This window comes from Rothia sp. L_38 (assembly GCF_050689125.1).
Taxonomy (GTDB): domain Bacteria; phylum Actinomycetota; class Actinomycetes; order Actinomycetales; family Micrococcaceae; genus Rothia.
In genome coordinates this window covers 81,494-105,108 of sequence record NZ_JBOEQD010000010.1, presented here as the reverse complement: position 1 = coordinate 105,108, position 23,615 = coordinate 81,494, and the positions used below count along the sequence as shown (strand labels likewise).

Sequence of the window (23,615 nt, the reverse complement as noted above, 5' to 3'; positions counted from 1 at the left end):
TCAGCCCTCGCCCTATCCCAAGCGCTCAAACCTCCTTTGCTCTATCACCGACACAACCTCACCGAAGAACTCCTCGCAGCCCTCTACCACGTATCCCAACCGACAGTTTCAAGAACTATCAACCGGATTGAGACGGCACTGGATAAAATCCTCAAACCACTGATCCAACCCTTAGAAAAAGCACTCAAAGCACCAGGATCACTGGCCATCGACGGGACACTAATACCTGTCTGGAGCTGGCGCTCACTAGGTAAAAACAACTTCTCTGGTAAACGCAAGCGGGCCGGGTGCATTCACCAGGTCATCTGCACCATCGACGGCAAGCTCCTGGTCATCACTGACCCGCTACCTGGTGCTCGGAACGATGCTTATGCCTTCAAAAGCATGGTTTAGATAGGTACTTGGATGAGACAACCCTAGCCGATAAAGACTACATAGGTTTGGGGCTATTGACACCAACCGAGCGTAAACACGGGGTGAAGACATCGAAGGCTGTCAAGGACAATAATCGTGTGATTAACAGGGTGCGAGCTGTGGTGGAACGTGTCATCGCGCAGATTAAGACCTGGCGTATTTTTCATACGGGGTTTCCGGCATCCTTTGGGTTCTTATGGGCGGGTGTTTTCGGTGGTGCGTAGGTTGGTGTTTTATGCGGCGGGGAGGACTTTTAAATTACCCTCTAAGTTCACCAATGTCGGGAGTTGTATTCGTAACAGATGGACAAGCAGCTACCCGGCATTTAGTTTCCGAACCAGCTGCAAACAGAAATTACTTGAGAATAGTTCAGAAACCACCATCTAAAGACACATAAGTCAGGACGCCACTCCCCCGAGGCATCCTAACTTTTTGTTTTACTTTAGGCGTGAGGGCTTATACGGCTCGAGATGCTCAAGCCTACGCGCGGCCTCCACATCGTGTGCCGACAGAACAATGACTTCGTTTTCAAGGCAGTATTCCTTGACCTTGCGCAGGGTCTACATCTTCCTGACAAGCTGTCAGGTTTTTTGTTGGACAATAGTGGCATGTATTCACCAGAAACCCGACGGCAGATTCTTAATGCCTTGCTTGAACCCCTGCTTGATTATTTACCTAAGGAGCTGACTGTTATCCGTTTCTTACAGTTGACCAAATTCAATAGGTCTATTTTTACTACTATTTTGAAAATCTGGCGGATACTCAGGGGCAGCTTGAAGCTGAGCTGGTGACGGTGAGCGATATGGCCATACGGTGCGGCCTGTCAGGGGTATGGGTAACGCAGAAGCGCTGACAGAATTTTGCCGTGAAAATATTGATGTTTTACCCTATGGGTCGCGGTAGTTGAGTTCTAGCATTGGGTCTATGGCGGAGCGGTTTTTGGAGGCGACGTGCAGGTGTTGGGCGCAGACGGGTTTCTTGCCGAGTGTCGCATTGACGGAGGCACCGTGGGTGATCTTTAATTTTGCGGCGGGCGGAATCATGCTCAGTGTACAGGAATTGGCAGATTCCCCCCCCCACCGACCTACGTGAGGCACGTTTGAAGGCACTGGGTGAGGTGATAGCGCCAAAGTTGAGAGAACTGGGCATTGCCAAGAAACTCTGGGATGCCGTAACGTAGCTCGCTGCTGCAGGTTCTGAACAGACATTCCCCTAAGCGCTTACGAATAGAGAAGAGGATGTCTGATTTTACGAGAAGACAGACTTTGAATTTACCCAATTTCCCAAAAATTCCCAAGTTTTTAAATATAGTAATTATTTTCTCTGCAAAATTTTTTTATCTATAATCACAACTGGAGTTAAAAATCTTTTGAAAATCTATACTTAATTTTATTTAAATATTATATAATCCAATGGATGAAATTACCAATTTATTTAATTAAAAATTAACCCGAAGAATCAAATCTTTCAAATATTAAAAGGGGTGGTGTTATTGATAAATAACACCACCCCTTATAACTAAAGTTCGTATCGATAATCGGTCAAGTTAATATCAAATATATGTTGTGTTGAGTTCCGCTGACAGACCAAAACGGGCTTTCCACTCTCCTTGAGCGGCTTTGATTTAATCTTCTTCCCTGTCTTCTGATTTCGAATAACCCAATGCTCAGTAGGCATCATATATGCCCTTAAGGAGCCCCTTTTACTACCGCTACAGAGTTTGCACTCACCGGTAATTTTGAATAAACCTATACGGTTTTTACCATTTTTACTAAACCCTGCGAAAAAATATTTAGATTTCCACCAGAAAAGGTGCATGATTCTATTTCTACCAAATTTTCTAAGGGCAAGTAGCAGCATCACTAAACACAGACAAAGAATAAAAATAAAGAAAGGTACTATCAATTCTGGGAAGGAATAATTACCCTCCATTAAAATGCGGCTATCCAAAATATCAGATAAATTACTAAGGATATCTTTGCTTGAATGATACCCTGCAGAAATCAATTTATATATCCAAAGTAAACCACCAGCACCCAACAATGTGGCAAGAGAAGCAGCTATGCTTAGCCATGAATCAGCTAGCGTTAAATATTTGCTCTCCTTTGCTTCGTATGTTTGTTTTTCTCCATCCTTAGTAGTGGAGAAAACCATATTGATAGTGCTGCCATTTACTACGCTACCAACGAAATTTCCGTTACCTTGAGCATTATTGTTATTATTACCAGTCTGATTATTTTGCATTGGGGTCCTCATTATTCCTTGACTCAATATGCTTCACGATTCGCTCCACGGCCTCGTCCACGGGCACGCCGTTTTCCTGGGAGCCGTCACGGAAGCGGAAAGACACAGCGCCGTTCTCGGCGTCCTCGCCTCCGGCAATGAGGATGAAGGGCACCTTCTCCTTAGACGCAGTACGAATCTTCTTGGGGAAGCGGTCGGTGCCGTAATTCACCTCAACTCGCACGCCGCGGGCCTTGAGCTTGGCAGCAACCTCACCCATGTAATCATTGAAAGCCTCAGCAACAGGAACACCAATCACCTGAACGGGAGCCAGCCAGGCAGGGAAAGCACCTGCATAGTGCTCAATCAGCACACCCATGAAACGCTCAAAGGAACCAAACTTGGCCGAGTGAATCATGACCGGCTCCTGGCGGGTTCCGTCAGATGCCTGGTATTCCAGACCGAAACGGGCAGGCTGATTGAAGTCATACTGCACGGTAGACATCTGCCAGGTGCGGCCAATAGCGTCCTTAGCCTGAACAGAAATCTTGGGACCGTAGAAGGCAGCGCCACCCGGGTCAGCTACCAGTTCCAGACCGGTCTCAGCAGCAACCTTCTCCAGAACAGCGGTAGCTTCTTCCCACTGCTCGTCCGTACCGATGAACTTATCCTTCTTATCACCCTCGGTGTCGCGGGTTGACAGTTCCAGGTAGAAGTCCGTCATGCCAAAGTCCTCCAGCAGGGAGAGCATGAACTTGAGCAGGTGGGCAACCTCAGCAGGTGCCTGTTCCTTGGTCACGTAGGAGTGGGAGTCGTCCTGGGTAATCATACGAACGCGGGTCAGACCGGAGAGCACTCCGGACTTCTCATCGCGGTAGACCGAGCCGAACTCAAAGAGGCGCAGGGGCAGTTCGCGGTAGGAGCGACCACGGGAGCGGAAAATCTCGTTGTGCATGGGGCAGTTCATGGCCTTGAGACGGTAGGCCTGGCCCTCGTCCTCCATCGCCGGGAACATGCCGTCCGCATAGTAGGGCAGGTGGCCGGAGGTGTAGAAGAGATCTTCCTTAGAGATGTGGGGGGTCTTCACGTACTCGAAGCCCTCTTCAATGTGGCGGGCGCGCACGTAGTCTTCCATGGCGCGCAGAATCACGCCACCCTTGGGGTGAATCACGGGCAGGCCGGGGCCGACGGTCTTGGGGAAGGAGAAGAGGTCGAGCTCTTCACCCAGGCGGCGGTGGTCGCGGCGCTCAGCTTCAGCAATGCGCTCCTTGTAGGCAACCAGCTCTTCCTTTGAAGGCCAGGCGGTGCCGTAAATACGCTGCAGCATGGGGTTCTTCTCAGAACCACGCCAGTAGGCGCCACCGGAACGCATCAGTGCGTAGCCGTTAGCAATCAGCTTGGTATTGGGTACGTGGGGGCCGCGACAGAGGTCCTTCCAGACGGTCTCCCCCTTCTTGTTCACGTTGTCGTAGATGGTGATTTCACCGTCACCGACCTCAACGGAGGCACCTTCAGCGGCGTCCGCACCGGAGCCAGGGCCCTGGGAGAGGGTCAGCAGTTCCAGCTTGTAGGGCTCGTTTGCCATCTCGGCCTCAGCCTCAGCCTGGGTGACCACGCGGCGGCGGAAGGTCTGACCGCTCTTGATAATCTTCACCATGTCCTTCTCAATCTTTTTGAGATCCTCGGGGGTGAAGGGCTCTTCAACATCGAAGTCGAAGTAGAAACCGTCGGTGATGTATGGGCCGATGCCAAGCTTGGCGTCCTTGCGGTAGTTCTGCACAGCCTGGGCCATGACGTGGGCGGCTGAGTGACGCAGGACGTTCAGGCCGTCTTCTTCGTGGACAGAAACGGGCTCGACAGCGTCGCCGTCAGTCAGTTCGGTGGAGAGGTCAACCAGGGTGCCGTTGATACGGGCAACGACGATCTCGGGGTTCTCTGCGAACAGGTCGGCTGCGGTGGTGCCGGCTTCAACCTGCTGAGCGGCACCTGCGACGGTAATGGAAAGAGCGGACAAATGTGTCTCCTAGGTTTGTGCCCACCCCTACAACGGGTGAGCTGTCGTTACATCTGCACGGTACGAGGGTGCAGAACAAACCTTATTTTACCGCTGGTTAGGCTACTTTGCGCCCTTTGCGAGGGCGCGGGTATCGAAGTTTTTACCAGCGAGGTAGGAGCGGGCGGTCAGGAAGAGGCAGTAGCCCACCGCCAGCACAGGGGCGAAAAGGACGGACGCCTCACCCAGCACCCCGGTCATGGCCAGGTTAATGACTTTGACGTCTAGCACCAGGGCAAGGGCCAGGCCGGAAAAGGAGGGAACCACGGCCTGCGTCTGGGCGTAGAGACGACGGGCAGAGTAAACCCGGGCGTCCAGGCCCAGGGCCTGCGCAGCGGCCAACTGGCGCTGCCCCTGCTTACCTGCGTGAGGTGAAAACGCGTCGTGGGACTGGGTTGAAGCGTCCTTGCTTGCCATGCGCCCCATAGCTACCCCACTCCACCAGATAAGGGCAAGAAGAGGAAGCAATACACCTGTCAGCCCGAAAACCGACCAGACGCTCTTGTCCGCCCAGCCGTCCGCCCGACCCCACAGGTTGTAATGCACCGGTAACTGCTGCGGCAGCGACGGGTAAAGCAGAGCCAGGTATATCACCTCAGCAACTACCAGCCCCAGGGCCACAAGGAACCAGGTGCGGTTGGGTTTAATCGGCGGAAAATCTTGCGTGGACATGTCAGCTCCTTTGCCCTGTCACCTGCACATTGATTGTCTAGACCTATTTGTTCTTCTTGATAGCAGCCGTCTTGGGTGTAACCTTGGCTCCTGCCAGAGAAGCCTTCGCGCGGGACTTCTTGAAAGTCACATCAAGGCCCTCCACGGCTTTCAAGCGCTTACGCATAATTTTAATAGCCTCGGGGTTTTGGTCAATCATCAGGAAGTTGCGGTCAAGCTGGGCGCAGGCGTGGCCGGTGGTGCCGGAACCGCCGAAGAAGTCCAGCACCCAGTCACCGGGTGCACTCGAGGCCTGCACAATGCGGCGCAGAATACCCAGGGGCTTCTGGGTAGCGTAGCCGGTTTTCTCCCTACCACTGGGCGAAACAATGGTATGCCACCAGACGTCCGTCGGCAACTTACCAATCTCAGCCTTCTCGGGGGTAACCAGCCCGGGCGCCATGTAGGGCTCGCGGTCAACCGCCTCAGAATTGAAGTAGTAGTTCTCGGGGTCTTTCACATAGACCAGAATGTTATCGTGCTTAGCCGGCCACTTCTTCTTAGACTTAGCGCCATAATCGTAGGCCCAAATAATCTCGTTCAAGAAGGACTCACGACCAAACAGGGCATCGAGCACCACCTTGGCGTAGTGGACCTCGCGGTAGTCCAGGTGCAGGTAGAGGGTGCCGGTGGGCTTGAGCAGGCGCCAGGCCTGCATGAGACGGGGCTCTAGGAACTCCCAGTAGTTCTCAAAGGAATCTGAATACCCGTAGATATCGCCCTTAATAGTCTCGTAGGTGTGCCCCTTGTAGCCGACCCGGCTACCGCCCTCGGTACGCACGGTCTTAATGCTCTGGCGCTTCTGCACCTTACCCGTATTGAACGGCGGATCGATATAAATGAGCTGGAAGCTCTCTGCGGGCAGGTTTTTGAGCACGGCAAGATTATCGCCGTGAATCACCATGCTGGTGCTATCTGCTGACCACAAAGAACGTTTTGACACAAGGTACAGAATACCCCAAGGTCACCCCCACCTGCCCGCGCGGCGGGTGAGGGTTAAGCCACGCAAGGACGCTGGGGCGGGGCGGAGCGCAGGCATGCGTGGAGCCGACTGGCTGGGGCTGGCATGAATCGCCCGTGAGCGCTAGCGAACCGGCGAGAAGGTTAGTCGGCAAACGCATGCCTGCGCAGAGCCAAAAATACGGTCGGCACGCGGAGGGTAATCACCACTCCCGTTTCGCCACCCTCACACCTGCTCGCACCGGTTGGTCAGTGTGCCGATACCCTCGATTGAGGTCACCACGGCCTGCCCGGCACTCAGCCACTTGCGCGGGCGCAGGGAGAGCCCGACCCCGGCGGGCGTTCCCAGGGCGATGAGATCGCCGGGTTCGAGCGTCATGAAGGTAGAGATGTAGCTGACCACCTGGGCCGGAGTGAAGACCATGTTGGCGGTGGTGCCCTGCTGGCGTACTTCACCGTCGACGGTGCAGGTCATGGCTAGGCCGCCCGCGACGTCGAGTTCGTCGGGGCTGACGATGACCGGGCCGAAGGGCGTCATACGGTCCCAGTTTTTGCCCTGGAACCATTCGGACGTGCGCCCCTGCCAGTCGCGCACCGACACGTCGTTGAGTACGGTGTAGCCCAGCAGGTAGTCGTCAACCCGATCTTCGGCAATGTGGCGGCCGCGGCGTCCTACCACCGCGCAGAGCTCGACTTCCCAGTCAATTTTGGTGCTCTCAGCGGGCAGCTCAATAGGCTCACCCGGCCCGATAAGGGCGTTGCCGAACTTGGTGAAGATGGTGGGATAGGTGGGCAGCTCAGCCCCCACTTCTTCGGCGTGATCCGTGAAGTTCAGCCCCACGCACAGCACTCGTTGCACCTTGTTCAGCGGGGCAATAAACTCCTCTGGGCTCACCTCCACCGGCTTAGCACCCAGATCAGCGGGGCTCACCGACCCTAAATCGCTGGATCCCACGAACTTGTGCAAGGGCCTATTCAGCTCGTACCAGCGTCCGCCGCTTTCAACCACTGCACGAGCCTTACCAGCTCGCCTGACCTGCGCAAACTTCATCCCGGCCGTCCTTTCTGTTAAGCCATCTAGTTTCACCCCGCTGGGCTGGTCAACTAGACTTTCTATGACGCAATATTCCGTTGATAAGGTAAATAATCGGTAAAACCGTAGGCAATCATCAGCCAACAGAGTATTCTATACATCACAGTGTAATTCAATTCCCGACAACCAAGGAGGCCAACCATGAGCGGCTTGATTACTCTGATTTCACAGACTTCAAAGGCACGAAAGCCTGTTACCGTCAGCTCCCGCCCTGCCCAGCTGGACGACGCCGAGGCACTGGCCCGGCTCTACTTTGCCTCCTACGACGGTGAGCGCTTCGCCTCACAGGCAGATGCTACCGCCGAGATGGAACGCATCCTCAAGGGCGAGCACGGCGAGTTCTACACTGAGGCCTCCCCCGTGGTGGTTGATGAGCACGACCGCATCATCGCAGCGTCCCTGTGCCTGAAGCACCGCGTGGTCACCGAACCCAAGGGCATCCCCACCATCTACGAACTCTTCACCGCAGCCTCCCGCCGCCGCGAGGGCCTGGCTGAACAGCTGATTCGACGCAGCATCAACCAGATGTTTGAGGACGGCTACGAGCAGGTTTCAGTGCGCATCAGCGAGAACAACGCTGCCGCCCTCGCCCTCTATCTAACCCTGGACTTCAAACGCTGGTTCCCCGAAGACGACGACATTCTCTAGACAAGCGGTACACTAGAAAACAGTTGAGCCCTACCCCTCACCAGCAGCGGGGGTGGGGCTCGGCTGTTTAATTGTAAATGCTTGAGGTGATGCAGGCTCATGGCGAAGCTGTTGGCTCGGGGCTGGCGTGAATCGCTAGTGAGCGAAGCGAACCGGCGAGAGGGTCGGCAGCGAGCGTGAGCCTGCATCACCTATCTCCCGCATCAAGCTTTCTATAGACCACTCAGCAAATCTTCGACCGGCTCCAGCAGGTAGGGAGCGTTGTTGCGTACGTTGCCAACGTCCTTACTGACCTCGCGTAGAGCCCAGTCTGCGGTCTCGGCGAAAGCCTGTTCGCGAATGAGCTGCAAGGACGCCTGTGCTTGGGCACGGTAAGACCTTTTCTGCTCGGCCATGGGCTTGGGGGCACCAGCTGGACGGCCTGACCGTAACCAGGCCGTCAGTCTATCATCCTCGTTAATGTCGGTATCAGCTGCCACGTGAAGGGGTATCGGCAGACGGTTGTGCAGCTGACCTAGCTGCCGTTCAATCTCGTTTGTGTAGCCAGGGTCGCCACCCAAGTCGGCCATAATTCCGGGGTCGAATTCACCGTTGCCGGGTGAATCCATGGTCACAATGGAGCAAGAGAGCAGCCACTCCCCTTCCTTACCTGCAAATACCCCGCCTGGTTCTGCGAATTCTGCGGGGATTCTCCACCATTCATACAGACCGGCAAAGTAGATAGGTCGCCCGTCGGTGCGGTGCACAAAGTAGGGGGTTTTCACCTGCTTGCCCACTGCGGTGGTTTCAGTTTTCCACTCGTAGTAACCGCTCACGGGTACGGCGCAGTGCCCCGAAACAGCTGCCTCGCGGAAGGTCGGCTTTTCAAAAATAGTCTCGCTCCGGGCGTTGAAGGCACGAGATGAGAAGGCGGGGTCCTTAGCCCAGCCCGGTAGCAGCCCCCAGCGGGCCGAATGCAGTTCGCGGGTGAAGACCAGTGCGCTGCCCTGCCCACCGGTCGGGTTGGCGGACGCACCCGCCCGCGCGGGCGCGTCCGCACCTGTGACCTGCTCGGCGGGGCTCACTAGCCGGTCCACCAGAATGGGAACTGTGCTGGTGGGGGCGACATTGTAGTTGGTGATGGGGTCGGCGATCTCAACCCCTGCCATGTATTGGGGGTGTTCCTGGGCCAGTTCAAGGGCGTAGCGTCCGCACACTAGAACCCCTCACTTTCGTAGGCTTCGATGACGGCATCTTCAATATCATCGACGGTGATGAGGGGCTCGATGTCGGCGGCAGCACCCACTGTCGCGGGATCAAGGGGCAGGTCAAGGGCCCGGTAGACATCTGCTGTTACCTGGCGCAGGCTATCGGCACCCGTCACCACGATGCCAGAAGAAAACCACCAAGCACCGGCAACCACCCGCTGGGCAGTTCCAATGAGTTTGACACGCTGCCCACCGGGTAGCTGCCCCCACACCGAATACTCGCCCGGGCAGTACTCTCCGGGTAACTCCCCTACCCCGGCTGGGATACCCAGGCCTTTGAGGGCCTCTGCAAACATAGCCCCGAAAATACCGTAGCGTTCATGATTGCCGCTGACCGCGTCCGAAGCTTTTTGAAAGTGGTCCACCACCAGGCAACCCGAGTGGTAGGCGGCAGCGTGCCCACCCACAGTGCGAACCAGGGGCTCAAAACCGTGATTCACGGCAGCTGATCGGGCCTGGGCAAAGCGGGGGTTGAGCTCGTCCCTGCGCCCAAAAGCCACCGTTGGTTTGGGACGATAAAGCCGTAAGGTACTGGGGGCCTCTCCCCTGCCGACGGCGCGGACGGTCGCCATAGCTGAATCAACCATCTGAGCCATAGTGCCGCTGTCTTCTAGGTCAATACGGTCAAGGTGCAGCATTAGTCCACCGAAATTTCGTTCAAGCTGGTAGAGACGAACTCCCACCAGGCCGGGCGCAGGCCCGCATTCAGAGCCACCTGCTGACTGATGATATGCGAGGGGCTGGTGCCGTAGAAGGGAACAAACCCTTCTGCGAGAATTGCCTGCGACAGCTCCCTCACCAGGTAGGAGGCAAGCCCCCTGCCCCTGTGACCGGCCAGCACGTCAATGCCGATCTGTCGGCACCAATCGGAGTCTTCACTAGCTCCCGCCAGAGCTACCAGCTCCCCCTCGGCGTAGGCACCTAGCACCTGCACATCGGGGCGTAGCTCCTTGAACCCCAGTGCGTTCTCAAAATCTGGGTTGCCACGATACTGCTCCAGTTCTGAGGGTTCTAGCCACCGCACCGTATAGCCTGCGGGCATCAAGCTGGGGCGGGCGTCCGCACCTGGGGTAAAGAAATCCCTGCCGGGGGTGAAAAAGAGGGAGGTGCCGCTCATCTGCAGGGCGTAGGGGGTTAGGTAGTCGTTGAGTTTGCGCAGCTCAGAGTAGTCCCCCACCCAGTTGCCGTTATCCCCGGCCAGCAGGTTATCGGCGGCCTCGCGGACGCGCGGGTGCTGGGCACAAATGACTGTGAGCCCCCGATAGTTAATCAGACGTAGCTCCCAGTGGTCGCGGTAGCGGCGGCGGGCCGGGTGCATCTCATCGAGGGGAATTCGACGGGCTGAAAGGTGAGTTGAGCCGTGCTGCTGGGCGATATCAATGGCCTGCTCCGGAAGGCACAGGTCAATGGACAGCTGGGCTGCCAGAATCTTCTCAGCCTGCTGATAGCTGGTGATAGGCGCGGGCATAACTCACTTTCTGCTCGATGGGGTCAGTATCTAGGGTACTCGCTTTGGGAAGGGCGCGGACGCCGGCGGCCGCTTTACCTTTCGGGGCAGGCTGGTGGGGTGCGCGAGTTTCGCCCCGCAATTATTCTGTTTCACCCGCAACTAGTTGCAGCTTTTTCAGAATAAATGCGGGGTGCCGGTGTTTATGCTGGAGGTATGAAGATTCTTATTCTGGGTTTGAGTGGTGCCGGTAAGTCTACCTGGGCGCGACGGTTGGCCGCCGGGTACGCGGTGCCGCTGCTGCACCTTGATACCGTTCACTGGTTGCCGGGGTGGGTCGAGCGGGACCTTACGGACGAACGCGCTCTTGTGGGCGAGTTTCTGGATGAGAATGAAGCCTGGGTGATTGAGGGCGGCTATTCCGACGTGCACTTTGAACGGCGGCTGGCTGAGGCTGACCGTATCTATGTGCTGTTAGCACCCCGCCTGGTGCGTCTGTGGAGGGTAGGACGCCGCTGGCTCACCTACCGCGGTACCAACCGGCCTGATATGACCGAGGGCTGCCCCGAGAAGCTCGACCTTGAATTTGTGAAGTGGATTCTGTGGGACGGCCCCAGCCGCGCCCGTATGAAGGCCCTGGCGGACGTCCGCCGCACCTACCCCGAAAAAACGGTGTGGAGAAGGTGGTGGGGCTAAGCCCCCTGCTGCTCGTTTTATGAAAACGGCCCCTCGCCGTTCCCGCAGAAAGGGGTTCAACAAGGGGCCATTTTATAGCTCTGACTAGGGCATTTAGAAGTCCCAGTCCTCATCTTCCGTATTGACAGCCTTGCCAATCACGTAGGAGGAGCCGGAGCCTGAGAAGAAGTCGTGGTTCTCGTCGGCGTTGGGTGAGAGGGCCGAGAGAATCGCGGGCGACACGTTGGTAACCGAGGCGGGGAACATTGCCTCGTAGCCCAGGTTCATGAGTGCTTTGTTGGCGTTGTAGTGCAGGAACTTCTTGACGTCCTCGCTCAGGCCCACGCCGTCGTAGAGGGAGTGGGTGTAGGCCACTTCGTTCTCGTACAGTTCGTAGAGCAGGTCAAAGGTGTAGTCCTTGAGCTCTGCCTGGCGCTCAGCGGTCTCCTTTTCGAGGCCGCGCTGGTACTTGTAGCCGATGTAGTAGCCGTGTACAGCCTCATCGCGAATGATCAGGCGAATTAGGTCTGCGGTGTTGGTGAGTTTGGCGCGGGATGACCAGTACATGGGCAGGTAGAAACCTGAGTAGAAGAGGAAGCTCTCGAGCAGGGTTGAGGCAACCTTCTTCTTGAGGGGGTCATCGCCCTGGTAGTAGTCCATGACGATACGAGCCTTCTTCTGCAGGTGCTCGTTTTCGGTGGACCAGCGGAAGACCTCGTCAATTTCCTTGGTGGAGCAGAGGGTTGAGAAGATCGATGAGTAAGACTTGGCGTGCACCGACTCCATGAAGGCGATGTTGGTGTACACGGCCTCTTCGTGGGCGGTGACGGCGTCAGGCAGCAGGGAGACAGCACCGACGGTGCCCTGGATGGTGTCGAGCAGGGTCAGGCCGGTGAAGACGCGCATGGTCAGCTGCTTTTCTTCTTCGGTCAGGGTCTTCCAGGACTGCACATCGTTTGAGAGCGGCACCTTTTCGGGTAGCCAGAAGTTAGCGGTCAGACGGTCCCAGACCTCAAGGTCTTTTTCGTCTTCGATGCGGTTCCAGTTGATGGCTTCAACGTGGTTGACCAGTTCGACCTTCTCACTCATGGTGATGGGTTCTCCTCATGTCGGGGTGTTGGAGTGCCTGAAATAGGCTTGGTTCTATTCTTTCACCGTTGGGCGGTTTTCGCACCAGCGGCTCGGTTTGCTTAATATCTCAGGGGCGGACGCCGTCGCCCGCTTCTTCTTGTAGGGCGGCTAGGCGTTCGGCTTTGGTTTCCCTATCGACGAGGCGGCGCAGCAGCGGCAGGGCCGCAGCGAGCTGCGCGGCTTCGTCCGCGGTGAGTATTTCGTCGGCTCGTTCCACAATCCAGCGGTCGCGGCGGCTGATGATGGAGTCAATGGTGGCACTCCCCTGTTCAGTCAGGTAGAGCTCCTTGCGGCGCTTGTCGTGCAGGTTTTTACCCGAGGCGATATAGCCGCGGCGCAGGAGCGAGGCCACGATTTTGTTCATGGACTGCGGGGTCATGCGCTGAAAGCGGGCCAGTTCAGCGCCGGTTTGCCGCGGAGCAGCCTGGAGCTGGGCGAGCACGGTTTCTTCTGCAAACGAGAGGGGTGAGTGTGAGTCGGTCTCGTTCCTCAGTCGTCGATGCATTCTAAACACCGAGTAACGTAAGGTACCCGCCTGCTCATATGAAAAATTTTCCAAGGGCGCCAGCCTAAAATAATCAGTTTAACTTATCAGTTATATAGATTATATACCGCGACAAAGAAAGCCCGCCACCCACACAAGATGACGGGCCCCGCCCGGCTGGGGCGGGCGTCCGCGCCCTATCAGCGCAACACCCTACCCCGCCTCAGGCCTTAGAGCATGCAGCTAACGCAGCCCTCAACCTCGGTGCCCTCAAGAGCCATCTGACGGATACGTGAGTAGTAGATGGTCTTGATGCCCTTACGCCAGGCGTAAATCTGAGCCTTGTTGACGTCGCGGGTGGTGGCGGTGTCCTTGAAGAAGAGGGTCAGCGACAGGCCCTGATCGACGTGCTGGGTAGCAACAGCGTAGGTGTCGATAATCTTCTCGTAGCCGATCTCGTACGAGTCCTGGTAGTAGTCCAGGTTCTCGTTGTCCATGTAGGGAGCCGGGTAGTAGACACGACCCAGCTTGCCTTCCTTACGGATCTCAATCTTCGAGGCGATGGGGTGAATCGACGAGGTGGAGCCGTTGATGTAGGAGATAGAACCGGTCGGCGGAACAGCCTGCAGGTTCTGGTTGTACATACCGTGCTCGGCAACCTCAGCGGCCAGCTGCTTCCAGTCCTCAGCGGTGGGCACAAAGTGGCCGGCAAAGAGCTCGCGGGCGCGCTCGGTCTCAAAGTCCCAGGTGCCGTTGATGTACTTCTCGAAGTACTCCCCCGAAGCGTACTTGGACTTCTCAAAGCCTACGAAGGTCTCCTTGCGTTCGCGGGCAATCTCCATGGAGGCACGAATCGCGTGATAGGTGACGGTGTAGAAGTAGATGTTGGTGAAGTCCAGGGCTTCTTCAGAACCATAGTAGACGTGCTCGCGGGCCAGGTAGCCGTGCAGGTTCATCTGACCCAGGCCAACGGCGTGGCTCATGGAGTTACCGCGCTCGATGGAGGGAACAGAGGTGATATCGGACTGATCAGACACAGCGGTCAGGGCGCGAATAGCGGTGCCGACGGTCTGACCCAGGTCGCCGCCGTCCATCGCCAGGGCGATGTTCAGGGAGCCCAGGTTGCAGGAGATGTCCTTACCGATGGTCTCGTAACCCAGGTCAGCGTTGTAGACGGAGGGCTCTGAAACCTGCAGAATTTCGGAGCAGAGGTTAGACATGATGATCTTGCCGTCAATGGGGTTGGCCTTGTTGACGGTGTCTTCAAACATGACGTAGGGGTAGCCCGATTCGAACTGAATCTCAGCCAGGGTCTGGAAGAACTCGCGGGCGTTGATCTTGGTCTTCTTGATGCGGGCATCGTCGACCATCTCGTAGTACTTCTCGGTGACGTTGATATCTGAGAAGGGCACACCGTAGATACGCTCAACGTCGTAGGGCGAGAAGAGGTACATGTCCTCGTTCTTCTTGGCCAGTTCGAAGGTGATATCGGGAATCACAACGCCCAGTGAGAGGGTCTTAATGCGGATCTTCTCGTCGGCGTTCTCGCGCTTGGTGTCGAGGAAGGAGTAGATATCGGGGTGGTGGGCGTGCAGGTAAACTGCGCCTGCACCCTGGCGGGCACCGAGCTGGTTGGCGTAGGAGAAGGAGTCTTCCAGCAGCTTCATCACGGGGATGACGCCTGAGGACTGGTTCTCGATCTTCTTGATGGGGGCGCCGGCTTCGCGCAGGTTGGTCAGGGCGAAGGCTACGCCGCCACCGCGCTTGGACAGCTGTAGGGCTGAGTTGATGGAGCGGCCGATGGACTCCATGTTGTCTTCGATACGCAGCAGGAAGCAGGAGACCAGTTCGCCGCGCTGCTTCTTACCGGCGTTGAGGAAGGTGGGGGTGGCAGGCTGGAAGCGGCCGGAGATGACCTCTTCGACAATCTTGGTTGCCAGGGCCTCATCGCCTTCTGCCAGCAGCAGGGCGACCATGACCACACGGTCCTCAAAGCGTTCCAGGTAGCGCTGGCCGTCGAAGGTCTTCAGCGCGTAGGAGGTGTAGAACTTGAAGGCACCCAGGAAGGTGGGGAAGCGGAACTTCTTGGAGTAGGCCAGCTTGGAGAGGGACTTGACGAAGTCAAAGGAGTACTTCTCGAAAACCTCGGGCTCGTAGTACTGGTGTTTGACCAGGTAGTCGATCTTTTCTTCCAGGTCGTGGAAGAAGACGGTGTTGTTGTTGACGTGCTGCAGGAAGTACTGGCGGGCTGCCTGGCGGTCTGCCTCGAACTGAATCTGGCCGTTCTCATCGTAGAGGTTCAGAAGGGCATTCAGTTCGTGGTACCCCATGCCACGGTATTTCTCGGGGGTGCTCGGATCCTCGTGACCGGGTTCTACGCTGAGGCCGGGTACAGGGAGTTTTGAATCCAAAATTTTTCCAATCCTTCTTGAACGGTTTCTACATCTTCTTCGGTGCCCATGAGCTCAAATTTGTAGAGCACGGGCACATGGCATTTGGCGGCGACTTTGTCTGCTGCTACGCAGAAGAGGTCACCGAAGTTGGTGTTTCCCGCGCCGATGACTCCTTGCAGGAGTTCCCGGTTGTGGGGGTTGTTGAGGAACTTTACGGCCTGGGGCGGTATGGAGCCCGCTCCCCCGGGTCTCCCGTAGCTGGGGACGCACAGTACGTAGGGCCCGGTGACCTGTGGTGGGTCTTCACTGGTCTTTAGCGGTAGCCGTATGTTTTTTATTCCGGTCTTCTGAACGAACTTGTGGGTGTTCTCTGAGACCGATGAAAAGTAGACGATGGTGGGCTGGCCGGTGGTATCTGTGGTGTCCATGGGGGCTGGTGCCTGGATCTGGTCGTGGTGGGTATGCGCGTGGCGCGGGTAAGAAAAGGCCCGGGTGCGGACGCCTGTAGCGGCGGGTGCTCCCCGGGCAGGTGGTCAGCGGTTAGGCTGCGGCGCTGGCCAGGGCGTTGATCTTGTCGGGCTGGAAGCCTGACCAGTGGTCCTCACCGGCGATTACAACGGGGGCCTGCAGGTAGCCCATGCCCTTGATGAGTTCGAGGGCTGCGGGGTCCTCGGTGATGTCAACGGTGTTGTACTGGACGCCGAGCTTGTCGAGAGCGCGGTAGGTCATGTTGCACTGGACGCAGGCAGGCTTGGTGTACACCGTAACGGTCATTGGGGTATCTCCTTGGTGTCCCGCGTGTTGCGGGAGGTTTCTGGCATAGGGGCTCTCGAAAGAGCTGGTATGGGTTCGCGCGGCGCTTTCTCTCTGGTCGCCCGAACCGAGATTTAATACTACATCTAGTGTTTGAAGAGCGCATCTAGCCCTACATAGTGTGGTCTGTTACGAAATTTTTTAAATCGGTGCGCTATCCACAGCCCTTCCGCGCGTTTGCGGGCTTTAAGGGAAAGTTATCCACATGAAGGGTTTTTATGTGAGGTTTGGAGTGATGGTGTGACCTTAAGTTCAGGGGCTGCTGAGCCCCCTGGGGCTTAAGACCGGACGTCCCGCGTGATATCAGGGCGGGGGCTTTCAACCCTAAATTGAGCCTTGAGTCTTGGGGGCTGCGTGGGCCTGTTTTTTAAGGTTTTTTGCCGGGGGCGTGTCGCGCAAAGGGGCACCCTGTCAGGCTTGACAAGGGTGCCCCTTAAGGTGTTTAAGCGCGGTTGTTTAGACGAGCCCGCGGTCTTTGAGCTGCTCGTAGAGGGCGGTGCCGTCGTTGCCTTCTAGCCAGAGGTCGCCCTTGGTGATATCGCGAGCGCGGTTGTCGCCCCAGACGCGGCCTGATGAGAGGACGGATTCGCCGAAGGTGAGGTTGCGGATGAGGATGGCTTCGACGTTGTGGGGGTAGCGGACGGCGAAGCCGTTGTAGATTTCTGGGTCTCGTTGGCCGTCGTCGCCGATGAGGATCCAGCGTATGTGGGGGAATTCGGTGGCGAGGCGTTTGAGGGTGTTGACTTTGTGTTGGGAGCCGGAGCGGAACCAGCGGTCGGGGGTGGGGCCCCAGTCGGTGAGGAGGAAGGTGCCTTTGGGGTAGCCGTTGCGGTGGAGGAAGCGGCGGAGGGTGGGGGTGACGTTCCAGGCGCCGGTGGAGAGGTACATGAAGGGGGCTGTGGGGTGGGCTCGGTGGAGGCGGTCCATCATGACGGCCATGCCGGGGGTGGCGGAGCGGGCGTGTTCGTTGAGGACGAAGCTGTTCCAGGCTGCGACGAAGGGGCGGGGTAGGGCGGTGTTCATGACGGTGTCGTCGACGTCGCAGATGATTCCGATGGTTTGGTCTTCGGGGACGATGTAGACGCTGGTGATGGCGGGTTGGCTGCCGGGGGTGGTGATGGTGACTTGGTGGGTGCCGGGTTCTAGGGTGATGTTGAGTTTGACGTCTACGACTCCTCCGCGGTCGGCGTGGACGCGGTGGTGTTGGCCGTTGATATGGATGTCGATGGGGGCGTGGGAGATGGCGACTGAGGTGAAGGAGCGCCAGCCACGGACGGGTTCGATGGTGGGGTCGCCTTTTTCGACGGAGTCGAAGAATTCTTCGAAGAGGTCGGTTTTGTAGAGGGCGCGGCCGAGGATGCGTACCCAGTTTTTGGCGCCGTAGCCGACGCTGGGTACGATGACGGGTTCTAGGCCGTGTTTTTGTGCTTGGCGTTCGCGGTAGGAGTGGATGCTGTCGCCTATGCGGTAGCCGATGTTGGCGGCTTCGTCGGCTGCTTCTGCGACGATGGTTCGGATTTCGTGTGCCCCTGTGGTCATAGCCCTAGTTTTTCATATTTGGGTGGTTGGTGCATGTTATGGGTGGGGCTTTGGTGTGTTGTGGTTGGGTATGGTGTTAAAGGAAGAGGTGGGCACCGTCTTTGGTGCCCACCTGTGTGTGGTGTGTAGTGGTGTTGTTAGTCGATGTTGAGGACGCAGGTGGCGCTGCCGGTGCCGTCTGCTTCGTTGGCGTGGTTGACGTGGTCGCCTTCTTCGAGGGAGTAGCCGGTGCCCTTGATGGCGCAGAAGACCTCTGCTTCGGGGTCTTCGGCGGTGACGGAGACGCGGATTTGTGAGTCTGAGAGGTCTGCCAGGTTGTCGTAGGTGAGCTTGTAGAAGGCTTCGCCTTCGAATTCAGCCTGGTTGCCGTCGAAGCTCATCTGATCCTGGTAGACGGTGACGGTTGCGGGAACCTCTGCGCCGTTGTGTTCGGCAGTTACCTCGATGGTGATATCGTCGCGGCCGCCCCAGCCGTCAGTTGCTTCGATACCCATGCCGGGTACGATGGTTTGCGCGCAGCCTGCGAGCAGGGCGGTCGCCGCAAGCGCGGATACTACGGTAACTTTTTTCTTTGCCATACATAAAAATATAGCGTCTTCACAGACTCATAGGGTAATGCTACGCGCCGGTGGGCGACAGTTTGTGGCTAAAAGTCTTGATGAGAGGTTGGGGGAACGTAGTGGGAGCGGGCACTCTCTGGTGTGAGGGTGCCCGCCCGGGGTGTGGCGTCCTGGTCGTTGTGGACTGCTATGCGTTGTCTAGGCGCTCGGGGTCGGTGGTGACCAGGATTTTGACGGCGGTTTCGTTGCGGTTGATGAGGGTGTCGAAGCCTTCGTCGATGAGGTTTTCGAGGGCGATTTTGCCGGTGATGAAGGGTTTGAGGTTGATTTTGCCTGATTCGACGAGCTTGATGGTGTCGGGGTGGTTGTTGACGTAGGCGATGGTGCCGCGGAGGTCAACTTCCTTGAGGACGAGTTTTTGCATGTCGAGCTGGGCGGGCTTACCCCAGATGGAGACCACGACGATGACGCCTTGGGGTTTGATGGCGTCGAAGAGGGTATCGAGGACGACGTTGACCGAGGTACATTCGAAGGCGACGTCGGCGCCGCGGCCGTCGGAGAGTTTTTTGACTTCTTCAACGACGTCTACCTCGGCGGGTGAGAGGACGTAGTCGGCTACTCCTGCGTCGAGGGCCTTTTGGCGGCGAAGGCTGGAGAGTTCGCTCATGATGACGGTTGCGCCCTGGGCTTTGAGGACGGCTGCGGTGAGCAGGCCGATGGGTCCTGCGCCGCCGATGAGGGCGACGTCGCCGTCCTTGACTCCCCCGGCTCGTTCAACGGCGTGGTAGCCTACGGTAAGGGGTTCGATGAGGGCTGCTTCGTCGAGGGGGATGTCCTTGGAGATTTTGTGGACCCAGCGGCGCTTGACGGCAATCTTTTCGGCAAGGCCGCCACCACGACCGGCGAGGCCGATGAAGTTCATATCTTTGGAGAGGTGGTAGTCCTTGTTGCCGGGGCCGGTTTCTACGTCGTCGCGTACGATGTAGGGTTCAACGACGACGTGGTCGCCTACCTCTAGGTCGGTGACGCCTTCGCCGAGGGCTTCTACGACACCAGAGAATTCGTGGCCCATGGTGACGGGGGCGGTTTCGCCGGAGATGGGGTGCGGGGTGCTGTGGGTGGGGCAGAAGATGGGGCCGTCGAGGTATTCGTGAAGATCGGTGCCGCAGATACCGCACCAGGCTACCTTTATGAGGACTTCGCCAGCGCCTGCGGTGGGTTCGTCGATATCTTCGATGCGGATGTCTTTGTTGTCGTAAAAGCGGGCTGCCTTCATGGGAGTCATCACCTGTTTCGATAAGGGGTCTCCCCCGCTACCTGGCTGGGCGGGTAGCGAGGTTTGGTCGTCTATGACCTCTTTCATCCTATCCCCACAGCACCTGTTTGTGGTTCCGGTTACGCCATATTTCAGCAGGTTGCAGGCATAGCCGCCCCCTTAGGCCCTTCCCGTCATCAGGCCGCCCTCGACGGTAAGTAGAGGCCGCGGGCGGCGCAGCTGCCCCAGTTGATGTGGAGGGTGGTCATGGTGGGTGGGTCTTTCGTTGGTTAGGAGTGGGCGGTGCAGGTGCCGTGGGTGTGGGCTGTGAATTCGTGGTGGTAGGTGGTGAGGGTGTTGGTGATGCTGGTGGACTCAAAGGTGTTGATAGCTGCGTTTGTCTCTGACAGGAGGCCCCGCACAGCTGCACTCGCTGCAGCCAGGTCTGCCTTACGATTGCTATCAACCAGAAGCTGGGCCGGGGAGGTCCAGACCTGCCAGTTCTCTGCCAGCACGACTAGGAGCCGCTACTGGTGGTGTGGGAGGTGGAACCGGCAAGGGCCTGCCAGGTTTCAGAAGAAAGCTTTGCCTCACCTGCTGGGCAGATGAGGCAAGGCTGTCTTAAGAAATAAGGTGCTCAGATGAGAGCGGGTTATGCAGGGAGCGGCCGTTAGATTCAATGATCTGCCGGTACCAGTCAAAGGACTTCTTGCGGTAGCGTGCCAGGGTGCCTGAGCCGTCGTCATTCCGGTCCACATAAATCACCCCGTAGCGCTTAGACATCTGAGCGGTCGACATCGATACCAGGTCAATGCACCCCCACACGGTGTAGCCCAGCAGGTTGACCCCGTCGGCGATTGCTTCTTCAGCCTGGAGCAGGTGATCGCGCAGGTAGCTGATTCGGTAGTCGTCCTCAACCGTGAGTCCGTCCGGCCCGCCTTCCACCAGCTGGTCCTTGGCGCCCAGGCCATTTTCTACGATGAAGAGGGGCTTGCCCCAGCGGTCCCAGAAGTCGTTAAGCACCAGACGCAGACCCACCGGGTCAATCTGCCAACCCCACTCAGAAGCTTCTAGGGTAGGGTTGGGCACTCCCCCGATGATGTTGCCCTCACCGGTATCTGCGGCCCCCGCAGTTTCGCACACCGACATGTAGTAGGAGAAGGAGACAAAATCGACGGTATTCAGCAAATCCTGGCGGTCCTGCTCGGTAATCTCAAGCTGCACCCCCAGTTCCCGGAGCTTGCGGAGAAAGTAGCCGGGGTAGGTGCCCCGGCAGTGCACGTCGCCAAAAACATAGTCATCGCGCGAGGCCACCTGGGCAGCTAGCACATCTGCCGGGTCGGGGGTCAGGGGGTAGCGGGGAACAGCCAGAATCATGCAGCCCACCCGGTTCTGCCCATCAATCTCGTGGGCCAGGCGGGTGGCACGGGCCGAGGCGACCAGTTCGTGATGTACCGCCTGATAGAGGCGCTGCGGCCCAATCTCATCGGGTGTTCCTTCAAGCCCCGAGAAGAAGGGAAAGTGCAGCACGGAGTTAATCTCGTTGAAGGTAATCCAGTAGCGAACCCTGCCCGCAAAATGGGACATCACAGAGCGGGCGTACCGCTCAAAGAAATCAATCAGCTGCCGGTTAGCCCACCCACCGTATTCACGGGCCAGATACAGAGGGGTCTCATAGTGGCTCAAGGTCACCAGCGGCTCAATCCCGTGGCGCAGCAGCTCGTCGATAACCCGGTCATAGAAGGCCAGACCCTCAGGGTTGGGTTCAGTCTCGTCCCCGCGCGAGAAAATCCGTGACCAGGCAAAGGAAAGGCGGAAGACCTTAAAGCCAAGTTCGGCAAAGAGGGCGATATCGTCTGCGTAGCGGTGGTAGAAGTCGATGCCCTCAAGCTTGAGGTTATCGGGGGTCGGCTGGGCTGTGGGAGCGGACGCCAGCCCCCGCGGCAGCACGTCCTGCACGCTCAGCCCCTTGCCACCCTCAGCATAGGCACCCTCAATCTGGTTGGCGGCAGTTGCGCCACCCCACAAAAATCCTTCAGGAAAACTCACCGGCGGCGTCCTTTCAAACTCTGTCTGCATCTTTTCCACCCTACACGTGATGGTAGGGGCGGCCGGCGGCAATTTCACCGGCTCGATATATTTGCTCCGTGATGATAAGGCGCACCAGCTGGTGGGGGAAGACCAGCTCCGAGAGGCTCCAGACGGTATTGGCGCGGGCTCGCACCGAATCGTCCACCCCGTAGGCCCCGCCAATCACCAGCACTACCTTCTTAAAGCCCAACTGGGCCTCCAGCAGGCGAGCCAGGGCAGGAGAGCTCAGCATCTTACCGCGCTCATCGAGCAGCACCAGGTAGTCATCACGATCAACCTTTTCAAGAATACGGCGGGATTCCTCAGCCCGGGCAGCTTCTTCTGCCAGGGACGAGTGGGGCAGGTACTGCCAAGTAATATCCCAGGGCTTGCGGAGGCGGGTTTCGTAGCGGTCGATGCCGTCCTTGACCCACTTTTCGTGTTTCTTGCCGATAGCAATAATTTTGATGGTCATTGGTTCTCCTCGGTCAGGGGTGCGCGGGCTGTAAGAACGGTGAAGGTGGGGGTGCGCTCAAGCTGCCGTACCCGTTCAAAGCGCTCTTCAACCTGCGGACGGTAGCGAGCGTGCGAGTTATGCACCAGGTAGAGCTGCCCACCGGGAGCTAGTAGGCGCAGGACAGCATCAAGCAGGGGGCCCACCAAGCTCAGGTCGACCGCGGTTCCGGTGTGGAAGGGCGGGTTAAGCATCACGATGTCGGCTGAGCCCTGCGGCAGACGGGAACCGGCGTCGTCCCAGCTCACCTGCACCCGGGCGTCCTGCCCCAGGTTAAGGGCTGCCGACCGGGCGGCGTCCACATCGAGGTCGGTGGCCCAGACCCGGGCAACCTCCACCCCGGCAGGCAGGTGCTCTAGAACATCGAGGGTCACCGACCCGTTGCCGCACCCCAGGTCAACCAGGGTCAGTGGGCGGGCAGGGGCCTGCTTCGCCAGGTCAGTGAGGACGTTTGTGGCCAGCAATTGGCCGCCCCGGTCGGGTTTTCCGCCCGAGAACACGCCACCGACAGCCTGTAGGGGCCCGGCGGGCCGAGGGGCCTCAGGTGCTGGGACCGGCGCTGTAGCGAGCAGGCAGCGGTGCTTGCCCTTACCTCGCAGCCCCCTCACTTGCCCGAAGCTGCGGCCCAGAGTCTGGTTGAAGCTGGTGCTCATGTGCTTGGTATTACCACCCAAAATCAGGGTAGTCTCGCTCCCCTGCTCAGCCTGATACCGCGCTAAATCATGGGCGAGGTCGGCGAGCGCGGCGTGACTCTTGGGTAGGTGGCCCAGAGCGATGGCACCGTTGAAGCGGTGAGTGGCGAGAGCCTCATAGAGACTGAAAGTTGAGGAATCTACTTCCCCGTTTTGATCGAGCCCTGCAAGGATAAGGCGGGCGGCGGCGTCCGGAGCGTTTTCTGTGAGAGTGCGGTGCAGGCTCAGGGCGTCTGTGTAGGAGCGTTGCCGGCTGATCACCCGGTGGTTGCCGGGAGCGGTGTGCGCTAGGGCCCAGAAGGTTAGGGCGCCGGTGGGGTCATCGAGGACGAGCACGTCCCCGGTGGTAGCGCCGTCGGGGCTGGATGCGGAGACGGCGTCTGCGATGATAAGCCGGTCAAGGGCGGTTGCTGCGCCTGCACTCAGTGAATCGAGGGGCACGAGCTGGGTGAGGTGGTGGGTACTAGATGTGGGCACCCCTCTAGTATCTCACGGGCGATAAGGGGCCTAGGTGGGGCGGTGCGTCCACCGAGTGAGATACCGGTCCGACGAGCGGCGACAGGGGGCCTCACTCCCGGCCTCTCTATCAGTCCGCTGATAAAATACTGGAAGTAGGGCGCCCAAGCCCTGCCCACACCACACACCTGAAACGAGTAGATTGACATGAGCGAACAGACGCCTTCCTCCTACCCC

At 58.0% G+C, this 23,615-nt stretch carries 24 protein-coding genes; 4 read left to right on the top strand and 20 right to left on the bottom strand.

All coding sequences use genetic code 11. The annotated features are described in order from the left end of the window. Positions 1-393, top strand: a 393-nt coding sequence (locus ACRCJM_RS09010) for a helix-turn-helix domain-containing protein (RefSeq protein WP_431464653.1), incomplete at its 5' end; no start/stop codon positions are given. 8 nt (positions 394-401) lie between these two features. Next, positions 402-638: a transposase family protein gene (locus ACRCJM_RS09005; RefSeq protein WP_431464652.1), complete on the top strand. Its 237-nt coding sequence runs from the start codon at positions 402-404 to the stop codon at positions 636-638. Between the two features lie 1,294 nt (positions 639-1,932). On the opposite strand, the gene ACRCJM_RS09000 is transcribed toward ACRCJM_RS09005, so the two are convergent. The 5 genes from ACRCJM_RS09000 to ACRCJM_RS08980 all read right to left on the bottom strand — a co-directional run bounded on the left by ACRCJM_RS09000 (position 1,933) and on the right by ACRCJM_RS08980 (position 7,412). Then, on the bottom strand, positions 1,933-2,658 hold the full coding sequence (locus ACRCJM_RS09000) for a hypothetical protein (RefSeq protein WP_431464651.1): 726 nt from the start codon (positions 2,656-2,658) through the stop codon (positions 1,933-1,935). After that, positions 2,648-4,651, bottom strand: a complete 2,004-nt coding sequence (gene thrS / locus ACRCJM_RS08995) for a threonine--tRNA ligase (protein ID WP_431464650.1) — start codon at positions 4,649-4,651, stop codon at positions 2,648-2,650. Before thrS ends, ACRCJM_RS09000 begins: the two co-directional genes overlap by 11 nt. A 102-nt stretch (positions 4,652-4,753) precedes the next feature. Further along, on the bottom strand, positions 4,754-5,362 hold the full coding sequence (locus tag ACRCJM_RS08990) for a DUF1648 domain-containing protein (protein ID WP_431464649.1): 609 nt from the start codon (positions 5,360-5,362) through the stop codon (positions 4,754-4,756). Positions 5,363-5,405: 43 nt separating this feature from the next. Beyond that, positions 5,406-6,305 (bottom strand): DNA-methyltransferase, encoded by a 900-nt coding sequence (locus tag ACRCJM_RS08985; RefSeq protein ID WP_431464655.1) that lies wholly within the window; start codon positions 6,303-6,305, stop codon positions 5,406-5,408. A gap of 282 nt (positions 6,306-6,587) precedes the next feature. Then, positions 6,588-7,412 carry a fumarylacetoacetate hydrolase family protein gene (locus tag ACRCJM_RS08980; protein ID WP_431464648.1) on the bottom strand — a complete coding sequence of 275 codons (825 nt, stop codon included), beginning with the start codon at positions 7,410-7,412 and terminating at the stop codon, positions 6,588-6,590. A 183-nt stretch (positions 7,413-7,595) separates the two neighbouring features. Here ACRCJM_RS08980 and ACRCJM_RS08975 point away from each other — a divergent pair, with 183 nt between their 5' ends. Next, complete coding sequence (locus ACRCJM_RS08975; RefSeq protein WP_431464647.1) at positions 7,596-8,102, top strand: GNAT family N-acetyltransferase; 507 nt, start codon at positions 7,596-7,598, stop codon at positions 8,100-8,102. Between the two features lie 212 nt (positions 8,103-8,314). On the opposite strand, the gene ACRCJM_RS08970 is transcribed toward ACRCJM_RS08975, so the two are convergent. From ACRCJM_RS08970 to ACRCJM_RS08960, 3 genes are read right to left on the bottom strand one after another with little or no spacing between them, the layout of a single operon-like run. After that, positions 8,315-9,298 (bottom strand): SOS response-associated peptidase, encoded by a 984-nt coding sequence (locus tag ACRCJM_RS08970; protein WP_431464646.1) that lies wholly within the window; start codon positions 9,296-9,298, stop codon positions 8,315-8,317. Next, on the bottom strand, positions 9,298-9,987 hold the full coding sequence (locus tag ACRCJM_RS08965; RefSeq protein ID WP_431464645.1) for a lipoate--protein ligase family protein: 690 nt from the start codon (positions 9,985-9,987) through the stop codon (positions 9,298-9,300). The genes ACRCJM_RS08970 and ACRCJM_RS08965 overlap by 1 nt, the downstream gene beginning before the upstream one ends. Beyond that, a complete protein-coding gene (locus ACRCJM_RS08960) occupies positions 9,987-10,817 on the bottom strand; it encodes a GNAT family N-acetyltransferase (protein ID WP_431464644.1) in 831 nt (276 codons plus the stop codon). The genes ACRCJM_RS08965 and ACRCJM_RS08960 overlap by 1 nt, the downstream gene beginning before the upstream one ends. A gap of 195 nt (positions 10,818-11,012) precedes the next feature. Here ACRCJM_RS08960 and ACRCJM_RS08955 point away from each other — a divergent pair, with 195 nt between their 5' ends. Then, positions 11,013-11,492 (top strand): hypothetical protein, encoded by a 480-nt coding sequence (locus ACRCJM_RS08955; RefSeq protein ID WP_431464643.1) that lies wholly within the window; start codon positions 11,013-11,015, stop codon positions 11,490-11,492. Between the two features lie 93 nt (positions 11,493-11,585). Here the strand turns inward: ACRCJM_RS08955 and nrdF are convergent, their stop codons facing one another. The 12 genes from nrdF to ACRCJM_RS08895 form a co-directional block, all read right to left on the bottom strand. Beyond that, positions 11,586-12,560, bottom strand: a complete 975-nt coding sequence (gene nrdF / locus ACRCJM_RS08950; protein ID WP_237186196.1) for a class 1b ribonucleoside-diphosphate reductase subunit beta — start codon at positions 12,558-12,560, stop codon at positions 11,586-11,588. A gap of 109 nt (positions 12,561-12,669) precedes the next feature. After that, positions 12,670-13,044 carry a MarR family winged helix-turn-helix transcriptional regulator gene (locus tag ACRCJM_RS08945; protein WP_431464642.1) on the bottom strand — a complete coding sequence of 125 codons (375 nt, stop codon included), beginning with the start codon at positions 13,042-13,044 and terminating at the stop codon, positions 12,670-12,672. A gap of 272 nt (positions 13,045-13,316) precedes the next feature. After that, on the bottom strand, positions 13,317-15,497 hold the full coding sequence (gene nrdE, locus ACRCJM_RS08940) for a class 1b ribonucleoside-diphosphate reductase subunit alpha (RefSeq protein ID WP_377129164.1): 2,181 nt from the start codon (positions 15,495-15,497) through the stop codon (positions 13,317-13,319). Beyond that, entirely contained in the window at positions 15,461-15,907 is a 447-nt protein-coding gene (nrdI, locus tag ACRCJM_RS08935; protein WP_185174643.1) for a class Ib ribonucleoside-diphosphate reductase assembly flavoprotein NrdI, read from the bottom strand. Before nrdI ends, nrdE begins: the two co-directional genes overlap by 37 nt. Positions 15,908-16,019: 112 nt before the next feature. Beyond that, positions 16,020-16,253: a glutaredoxin-like protein NrdH gene (nrdH, locus tag ACRCJM_RS08930; RefSeq protein WP_135013938.1), complete on the bottom strand. Its 234-nt coding sequence runs from the start codon at positions 16,251-16,253 to the stop codon at positions 16,020-16,022. A gap of 495 nt (positions 16,254-16,748) precedes the next feature. Continuing rightward, positions 16,749-17,831, bottom strand: a complete 1,083-nt coding sequence (locus ACRCJM_RS08925) for an App1 family protein (protein ID WP_431464641.1) — start codon at positions 17,829-17,831, stop codon at positions 16,749-16,751. Between the two features lie 137 nt (positions 17,832-17,968). After that, a complete protein-coding gene (locus ACRCJM_RS08920; RefSeq protein WP_431464640.1) occupies positions 17,969-18,409 on the bottom strand; it encodes a hypothetical protein in 441 nt (146 codons plus the stop codon). A gap of 169 nt (positions 18,410-18,578) precedes the next feature. Beyond that, complete coding sequence (locus ACRCJM_RS08915) at positions 18,579-19,667, bottom strand: 2,3-butanediol dehydrogenase (RefSeq protein WP_431464639.1); 1,089 nt, start codon at positions 19,665-19,667, stop codon at positions 18,579-18,581. A gap of 269 nt (positions 19,668-19,936) precedes the next feature. Further along, a complete protein-coding gene (locus tag ACRCJM_RS08910; RefSeq protein WP_237193927.1) occupies positions 19,937-20,161 on the bottom strand; it encodes a hypothetical protein in 225 nt (74 codons plus the stop codon). Positions 20,162-20,267: 106 nt separating this feature from the next. Further along, positions 20,268-21,725 (bottom strand): glycoside hydrolase family 1 protein, encoded by a 1,458-nt coding sequence (locus ACRCJM_RS08905; RefSeq protein ID WP_431464638.1) that lies wholly within the window; start codon positions 21,723-21,725, stop codon positions 20,268-20,270. A gap of 10 nt (positions 21,726-21,735) precedes the next feature. Continuing rightward, positions 21,736-22,191, bottom strand: coding sequence for a 23S rRNA (pseudouridine(1915)-N(3))-methyltransferase RlmH (locus ACRCJM_RS08900; RefSeq protein WP_237205304.1), 456 nt, complete (start codon positions 22,189-22,191; stop codon positions 21,736-21,738). Then, entirely contained in the window at positions 22,188-23,399 is a 1,212-nt protein-coding gene (locus tag ACRCJM_RS08895) for a class I SAM-dependent methyltransferase (RefSeq protein WP_431464637.1), read from the bottom strand. Before ACRCJM_RS08895 ends, ACRCJM_RS08900 begins: the two co-directional genes overlap by 4 nt. Between the last annotated feature and the right edge of the window lie 216 nt (positions 23,400-23,615).